The 7,576-nt window shown below is 66.7% G+C and carries 9 protein-coding genes; 4 read left to right on the top strand and 5 right to left on the bottom strand.

What is annotated here, in order from left to right:
• Positions 1-29 precede the first annotated feature (29 nt).
• Together NN5_RS26130 and NN5_RS23445 are read right to left on the bottom strand one after the other, a co-directional pair.
• Positions 30-182: a hypothetical protein gene (locus tag NN5_RS26130; protein ID WP_157081303.1), complete on the bottom strand. Its 153-nt coding sequence runs from the start codon at positions 180-182 to the stop codon at positions 30-32.
• A gap of 15 nt (positions 183-197) precedes the next feature.
• Complete coding sequence (locus tag NN5_RS23445; RefSeq protein ID WP_084385132.1) at positions 198-509, bottom strand: HEAT repeat domain-containing protein; 312 nt, start codon at positions 507-509, stop codon at positions 198-200.
• 373 nt (positions 510-882) lie between these two features.
• Between NN5_RS23445 and adh the strand changes: the two genes are divergently transcribed.
• Entirely contained in the window at positions 883-2,406 is a 1,524-nt protein-coding gene (adh, locus tag NN5_RS23440) for an aldehyde dehydrogenase (protein WP_067738943.1), read from the top strand.
• 139 nt (positions 2,407-2,545) lie between these two features.
• A complete protein-coding gene (locus NN5_RS23435; RefSeq protein WP_067738941.1) occupies positions 2,546-3,226 on the top strand; it encodes a TorF family putative porin in 681 nt (226 codons plus the stop codon).
• 130 nt (positions 3,227-3,356) lie between these two features.
• On the opposite strand, the gene NN5_RS23430 is transcribed toward NN5_RS23435, so the two are convergent.
• The 3 genes from NN5_RS23430 to NN5_RS23420 form a co-directional block, all read right to left on the bottom strand.
• The gene (locus NN5_RS23430; protein WP_067738938.1) at positions 3,357-4,169 is read right to left on the bottom strand and encodes a sterol desaturase family protein; all 813 of its coding nucleotides are present in this window, start codon (positions 4,167-4,169) and stop codon (positions 3,357-3,359) included.
• Positions 4,170-4,182: 13 nt separating this feature from the next.
• Positions 4,183-4,623: an EF-hand domain-containing protein gene (locus NN5_RS23425; RefSeq protein ID WP_067738935.1), complete on the bottom strand. Its 441-nt coding sequence runs from the start codon at positions 4,621-4,623 to the stop codon at positions 4,183-4,185.
• A 119-nt stretch (positions 4,624-4,742) separates the two neighbouring features.
• Positions 4,743-5,243 carry a hypothetical protein gene (locus tag NN5_RS23420; RefSeq protein ID WP_067738932.1) on the bottom strand — a complete coding sequence of 167 codons (501 nt, stop codon included), beginning with the start codon at positions 5,241-5,243 and terminating at the stop codon, positions 4,743-4,745.
• Between the two features lie 193 nt (positions 5,244-5,436).
• On the opposite strand from NN5_RS23420, the gene NN5_RS23415 reads away from it, so the two are divergent.
• Both NN5_RS23415 and NN5_RS23410 read left to right on the top strand, forming a co-directional pair.
• Positions 5,437-6,183 carry a response regulator gene (locus NN5_RS23415; RefSeq protein WP_067738930.1) on the top strand — a complete coding sequence of 249 codons (747 nt, stop codon included), beginning with the start codon at positions 5,437-5,439 and terminating at the stop codon, positions 6,181-6,183.
• Complete coding sequence (locus tag NN5_RS23410; RefSeq protein WP_245656678.1) at positions 6,176-7,480, top strand: ATP-binding protein; 1,305 nt, start codon at positions 6,176-6,178, stop codon at positions 7,478-7,480. The genes NN5_RS23415 and NN5_RS23410 overlap by 8 nt, the downstream gene beginning before the upstream one ends.
• Positions 7,481-7,576: the final 96 nt, after the last annotated feature.

Raw genomic sequence — 7,576 nt, 5'->3', positions numbered from 1 at the left:
GAGGGTTCTCGTCCTGTCGATTTGCGCCTTCAGCGCGGGTATCCGGCATTAGCCAGGCAGGCGCGGATGGCCCGTTCGGTCAAGTCGTCCAGAAAAGCATCGCCGGACGGTTGGGAAAAGGTCTTGAGGTCTTCAACCAGCGAAACATCCGCGATCATGAGCGCAGCTTCCAGAAGCGGCATGGAGATTAGAGGGCCTTACAGTTCTTTCCGTAGAAGGGGCAGTGCGGCTGACTGGTCCAGTTGTGCAATGCCAAGGATGGCCTCGCCACGCACTTCGAATGCTTCGTCCGCCGCGGCGGCAATCAAGGCTTCCCTGACATCGGGCCTGTCCAATTTGAGCTGCGAGAGCAGCAGCGTTGCCCAGTCGCGATTGGCAGTGTCCGGATCACGAGTCATGCCGATCAGGCGCTCAAGGTTTCTTTCGCCGAAATTCCCTTCGTTGAAAGGCGCGTCTTCATTGATGATTGCCGGAAGGAAGTCAGAAGAGGGAAGGTAGCGCGTTTTCATCGCGTGAAAATGTCACGGTGCAGGCAGGACAGCTAGGGTAGATAGCCCCCTCCTCTTTAGAGGAGGGGGTAAGGGGGTGGTGGCGACGCGCAAGCGTCGTGCCTTGCTGCGGCACCACCCCGCTGCGACTAAGGCCTGCTGCGCAGACCCAAGTCTCGCTCCCCTCCTCTGAAGAGGAGGGGGAATAGCGGCTATATCGCTGTTCCCCACCGTTACACCGCCAAAACCGCGCATCCCCTCCCCCTGTCTCACCCCTGAGACAATCCACGCCGCGTCTTCTTCTGCCCCCCTCCCTTCGCCGCGGCGAATCAGGCATGTCATGCTCACGGCAAGGCGGGCACGAGGCCTGCCCCGAACGAGAGGATCAATCCCCATGGACCAGATGGTAGCCGAACGCGCCAGCGCTCTGCAGGCGCCTTTCGCCAAGTCATACGACAATTTCATCGGCGGCCGCTGGGTCGCGCCCACCGCGGGCCGCTATTTCGACAATGTCTCGCCGATCACCGGCAAGCCGGTCTGCCAGGTTGCGCGCTCGGATGCCGACGATATTGAACTCGCGCTTGATGCCGCCCACGCCGCCAAGGATGCCTGGGGCCGCACCAGCCCGGCCGAGCGCTCGCTGATCCTCAACCGGATCGCCGACCGCATGGAGGAGAACCTTGGCAAGCTGGCGCTGGCCGAGACCTGGGACAACGGCAAGCCGATCCGCGAGACGACCGCCGCCGACATCCCGCTCGCGATCGACCACTTCCGCTATTTCGCGGGCTGCATCCGCTCGCAGGAAGGCTCGATCGGCGAGATCGACCATGACACCATGGCCTATCACATCCACGAACCGCTGGGCGTGGTCGGCCAGATCATTCCGTGGAACTTCCCGATCCTGATGGCCGCGTGGAAGCTCGCCCCGGCGCTGGCGGCAGGCAACTGCGTGGTGCTCAAGCCCGCCGAGCAGACTCCGGCCTCGATCCTCGTGCTGATGGAACTGGTCGGCGACCTGCTGCCCGCGGGCGTGCTCAATGTGGTCAACGGCTTCGGCCTCGAAGCGGGCAAGCCGCTCGCTTCGTCCAAGCGCATCGCCAAGATCGCCTTCACCGGCGAGACCAGCACTGGCCGCCTGATCGCAGGCTATGCGTCCGAGAACCTGATCCCGGTGACGCTGGAACTGGGCGGCAAGAGCCCGAATATCTTCTTTGCCGATGTCTGCAATGAGGATGACGATTTCCTGGACAAGGCGATCGAGGGCTTCGTGATGTTCGCGCTCAACCAGGGCGAGGTCTGCACTTGCCCCAGCCGCGCGCTGATCCAGGAATCGATCTACGACAAGTTCATGGAAAAGGCGCTGAAGCGCGTCGCCGCGATCCGGCAGGGCAGCCCGCTCGACATGGAGACGATGATCGGCGCGCAGGCTTCGGCCGAGCAGCAGGAGAAGATCCTGCGCTATCTCGACATCGGCCGCGAGGAAGGCGCCGAAGTGCTGATCGGCGGTCAGGCGGCCAGCCTCGGCGGCGATCTGGCGGGCGGCTTCTACGTCCAGCCGACGGTGTTCAAGGGCCACAACAAGATGCGGGTCTTCCAGGAGGAGATCTTCGGACCCGTCGTCTCCACCACCACGTTCAAGGATGCCGACGAGGCGCTGGCGATCGCCAACGACACCCTGTTCGGCCTTGGCGCGGGCGTGTGGAGCCGTGACATCAACACCTGCTACCGCTTCGGCCGCGCAATCCAGGCCGGGCGCGTGTGGACCAACTGCTACCACGCCTATCCCGCCCACGCGGCCTTCGGCGGTTACAAGCAGTCGGGCATCGGGCGCGAAACGCACAAGATGATGCTCGATCACTACCAGCAGACCAAGAACCTGCTCGTCAGTTACAGCCCGAAGAAGCTCGGCTTCTTCTAAGGCTGGCCCACGTCCGGCGCGGGAGCACTCTCTCCCTCACTCCAGCCCGCGCCGGACGTTTTTCTCCCACAGACTGAAAACAACAAGACCATGCGCGAGGCGGAAGCCCGTCCGCGCAAACAGGGAAGGATTGCCTCCAATGCGTAAGATCATTCTGGCCGCGGCGCTCGCCTGCGGCATGTTCCCGGCTGCCGTGATGGCGCAGGATGCCGGTTCCGATGTCCAGATCAGCGCGAGCCTGACCGGCGCCACCGACTATGTCTGGCGCGGCGTCAGCCAGACCGACAATCACGCCGCCGTCTTCGCCGCGGTCAATGTGGGCTACAAGGGCTTCTATGCCGGGGCGGGCACCGAGAATGTCGATTTCCTCGGCATCAATCAGGAATATGATTTCTGGGCCGGTTATGCGACGGCCATCGGCGGCGTGACGATCGACGCGGGGATGGTGCGCTATGGCTATGTCGATGCTCCGGTCGATATCGATACGCTTGAAGGCAAGCTGGCGCTGACCGTGCCGGTGGGCAAGGGGTCGGTCACGGCCAAGGGCATGTACACCGGCAATTACTTCGGTTCGAGCAATCCGGCGCTCTATACCGAGCTTTCCGCCAGCTATCCGCTGACTGCCAAGCTGGGCATCAATGCCGCTGTCGCGCATCAGCAGATCAACCGCAGTTCGGCCGACTACACCACCTGGAATGCAGGCCTTTCGTACAAGCTGCTGCCGGGCGTTTCGGCCTCGGTCACGTATTACGACACCGACATCACGCACAATCGGTTGGCGCGCGCGCGGGTCGTCGGGGGCTTCACGGTCAGCTTCTGAAAACAGGCCGCTTCCACAAGCGGGAGCGGAGATACTGCGCTCGTAAAGGTCCGGGACTATCCCCATGGAACCGGGCCCCATGGCACCGGCCGGGTTCCCCTTCCCGCAGGAGAAGGGGAACCCTTTCGCGTCAGGGGCGGCCCAGTGCCACTTTCAGCTTCGCACCCAGCCCATGGGCCCTGCGCATGTCGCCCAGCATCCGGTCCCATTCGTGGAGCGCGATGCGGACCGGGTTGCGCGAATTGAGTTCGTGGACGAGGCCGTAGCGCAGCCGCCGGCCTTCCGGTTCTGCGCGGAAGGTGCCGAACAGGCGGTCCCACACGATCAGTACCCCGCCGAAATTGCAGTCGAGGAACTCGGGCTCGCTGCCATGGTGGGCGCGGTGGTGCGAGGGGGTGTTGAGCACCCATTCGAGTACCCCCAGCCGCCCCACCGCTTCGGTGTGCAGCGGGAACTGGTAGATCAGGTTCAGGCCGAGCAGCACCAGCACTACCACCGGCGGAAAGCCGATCAGCACCAGCGCGGCGAAGAACACCCAGCCCAGCGAGAAGAACTCGGTCCAGCCCAGCCGGATCGCGCTGGGCAGCACATATTCGCGCGCCGAGTGATGGACGGCATGGGTGGCCCACATCCAGCGCACGGTGTGGCTGAAGCGGTGGAACCAGTAATAGGCGAATTCCACCGCGAAGAACCCGGCGGCCCAGGTGCGTCCGTCGTCCGCCGGAAAGTGCAGGGGGGACACGTCCGCCAGCGCGAACAGGATCGAACCGAGCAGGATTCCCGTCAACGGCCGGAACACCGTCTGGCCTATCGCGACGCCAAGGCTGGCGACTGCCGCGCGCCCGTCATAGCCCAGCGCCGAACGCCGCCGCCACAGGATCTCCGCGGCCACCAGCGCGAGCATGACGGCCAGGATCCAGGGATGTTGCAAGGCAAGACGCATGGCCCGCACTCCTTCAGTTGCGCACCGCCGCCAGCGCTGCCTTGAGTTCGGCCTGGGTTACGCGGTTGTCGTGGTTGGCATCGGCCATGTCGAAGGCGGGCGTCGGGCCGGAAGTGAACTCGGCGCGGCTGATGCGCCCGTCACGGTTGCGGTCGTAAGTGTCGCGCATCTGCTTCAGCTTGTCGCCGTTCCAGCGGTCGCGCAGGAAACGCGGCAGGTCGTCCGCGCTGAAATAGCCGTCGCCATTGCGGTCGAGCCGCTGCCACTCGCCATTGCGGTAGGTCACCAGCTCGGTGCGGGTCACGGTGCCGTCGTGATTGGTGTCGGCCGCTTCCATGCGCTCGATGGCCTGGCTGCCGTCGAACGTGCGCTTGGTCGGGGGGGCGGCCTGCGCAGCGGCCGGAACCAGCGCGGCCAGCGCCAGGCTGAGAGGAAGAATTCGTGAAAGAGCCATGGGGTCTCTCCAAAAGGCGGCACGGCCGGACGCGCGGGGGGCGGGGACTGGGTCGATGCGTCCGGCCGTGCCTGAGGGAGGACTTCGTGTCGGGAAGTCCTGAGCGGGGTCGGATCGTGTCAGCGGCAGGGGATCACGGCGCCGGCCGCATTGGTGCAGGTGCCGGTGTGGTTGACCGTGCCGTTGTCCACTGTGGTCGATCCCGAATAGCTGTTGCCGGTGTAGGCATTCGTGGCCTGGGTGGAACGCGAACCCGAAGCGGTGCCGTCGGCATTGCGGGTGAAGCCGCCCTGCGTGGAGGCGCTGCCGCGCGCGCCGCTGGTCGAAGCCGCGCCCTGATGGTTCACCGTGCCGTCGGGCGAAACCGACGTGGTCGAGGCCCGGGCGCCGCGCGCGCCGTTGGCGCCGAGGAAGCCGCCGCCGCTGCCGTGGGTGACAGTGCCGTCTTCGGCCACTACGGTGCCGCCGGCGCGTCCGGCCACGCCGCGTTGTCCGGCGGTGACAGTACCATGGCCATTGCTGCCGCGAACGCGCAGCGTGCCTTTGGCTTCGGCGGTGGAGGCAAGAGCCAGCGCGGCCAGCACGGTGGCGGCGGTCAGGGCGGTGCGGAACTTCGTCATGATGCTTACTCCCTATGATGTGTCCGGTCTCAGGGTGTCCGGGGGACGGGGGCCTTTCTGGCCGGAGGATGCATCACGGGAATGTCGCGCCAGGCTCAAGTCGTGGCAGAACGCGACAGGCGCGGCATGGTGTCACGGTTTGTCACAGGTTGGCGGCTGGCCGGGGGGCGGGCGTGGTGGCAGGAAGCAGGACATGAGTGAAAAGCCCGCGCGAATCCTGGTGGTCGACGATGATCCCGAACTGCGCAGCCTGCTGCAGCGGTTCCTGTCCGAACATGGCTATGCCGTGCGCGCGGTCGATGGCGGCAGGGCGATGGACATGGCGCTCCAGCGCGAACCGGCCGATGTCGTCGTGCTTGACCTGATGATGCCGGGCGAGGACGGGCTGGCCGTGCTGCGCCGGTTGCGCGCGGCGGGCGAGCAAGTGCCGGTCATCATGCTGACCGCGCGCGGCGATCCGGTGGACCGGGTGCTCGGGCTGGAAATGGGCGCGGATGATTATCTCGGCAAACCCTTCCTCCCGCGTGAACTGGTCGCGCGCGTGGCCGCGCTGCTGCGCCGGATCGGGCCCGAACGCACGCTGTCCGGCGACGAGACGGCGGGGATCGGGCCGTTCGTGGTGAACTTTTCGGCGATGACGGTTCACCGCGACGGGCAGGCGCTCACGCTCTCCTCGCGCGAATTCGCGCTGTTCGCGGCGCTCGCCCGCAGTCCCGGCCGCCCGCTCAGCCGCGCGCAGTTGATCGACCGGGCGCTGGGGCGCGATGCCGAAGTGACCGACCGGGCGATCGACGTGCAGGTCGCGCGGCTGCGCAAGGCGATCGGCGACGATGCCGCTGATCCGCGCTTCATCCGCACCGTCTGGGGCGTCGGCTATGTGCTGACGGCAGGCGGCGACGGGAGTGCCGGTGGAGCTGCGGGCGGAGCTGCGGGTGGCTAGGGCCGTGCCGAAGAGCCTGCTGCGCCGCAATGTCGCGCTGATGGTGGGCGTCGTGCTGGCCGGGCAGGTGATCGCCGGGCTGCTGGTGCTGGCCTTCGTGATCCGTCCGCAGATCGACCGCGTCGCCAATGTCAGCGCGAACATGATCGTGGCCCTCTCGCAGGTCATGGAGGAAATCCCCGCACCTCGCCGCGACGCCCTGATCCACGCGATCGAGGAGGGCGGCGACATCCTGGTGCGCGAAAGCGATGCCGAACCGGCCGGACGTCCCCGGTTTCCCAACTTCATCGAACGCCAGTTCATCAAGGCTCTCACGGAGCGATTGTCGAACCATCCCGAACTGGCCTGGCGGACCGGCGAACAGAACCGGCTGTGGTTCCATCTCCGGCTCGGCGGCCGGAACATGTGGATCAGCCTCACCCCGCCGACCGGGCGCAGCGCGCTGCTGAGCCTGATCTATGCGCTGGGCGTTGCATTCGTGGTCGCGGTGGCGTGCGGGTTGATCCTGCAGCGCAGGCTCGATGCGCCGCTGCGGCGGCTGGCGGCGGAGGTCGATGCCTATGGGCCGGACGACGCGAAGAAGGGCCAGCCGCTGCCCGCGCTCGACATCTCGGGGCCGGAGGAAGTGGCCGCCGTCGCCCGCGCCTTCAACCGCATGACCGAGCGCCTTGCGCGCGACGAGGCGGAACGCTCGCTGATGCTCGGCGGGGTCAGCCATGACTTGCGCACGCCGCTCACCCGGCTGCGGCTGTGCCTGGAGATGATGCAGGGCAGCGATGCCGAACTGGAAGCGACTGCCACGCGGCAGGTCGACCGGATCGAGGCCATGCTGGAGCAGTTCCTCGATTTCGCGCGCGGCTTTGCGGACGAGCCGGTGCAGCCGTGCGATCTGCGCGCCGTGCTGGAAGCCGTGGCGCGGGACAGCGATGCCGAAGGCGCGGTTGCGGTGGAGGTGCCCGGGGGCCTGCGCGTCCCGTTGCGCAGCCATGCCGTCAGCCGGGCCGTCGGCAATCTCGTTGGCAATGCCCTGCGCCACGGCGCGCGGCCGGTGGCCGTGGCCGCGCGGACCGAGGGCGCGGTGCTGGAAATCGTGGTGAGCGATGCGGGCGAGGGGTTCGACGCCGCGCAGGCCCAGCAGCTCCTGCGCCCTTTCGCGCGCGGCGACAGCGCGCGTGGCGGCGACGGGGCGGGACTGGGCCTTGCCATCGCCGAGCGGGTCGCACTGGTGCATGGCGGATCGCTGGCGTTCGAACGGCGCGGCGGCCGGTTTTGCGCGATGCTGCGGCTCGGCCTCTGAGCGGGAAGCCTTGTATGCCCCCGTTCGTGTCGAGCGAAGTCGAGACACGCTAGTGTAGTGGAAACGAAGTTCACCTCATAACTCGTCGCCCCCGCG

This window comes from Novosphingobium naphthalenivorans NBRC 102051, assembly GCF_001590985.1.
GTDB lineage: Bacteria > Pseudomonadota > Alphaproteobacteria > Sphingomonadales > Sphingomonadaceae > Novosphingobium > Novosphingobium naphthalenivorans.
The sequence above is the reverse complement of the archived record's forward strand: the minus strand, read 5'-3'. Positions and strand labels throughout refer to the sequence as shown.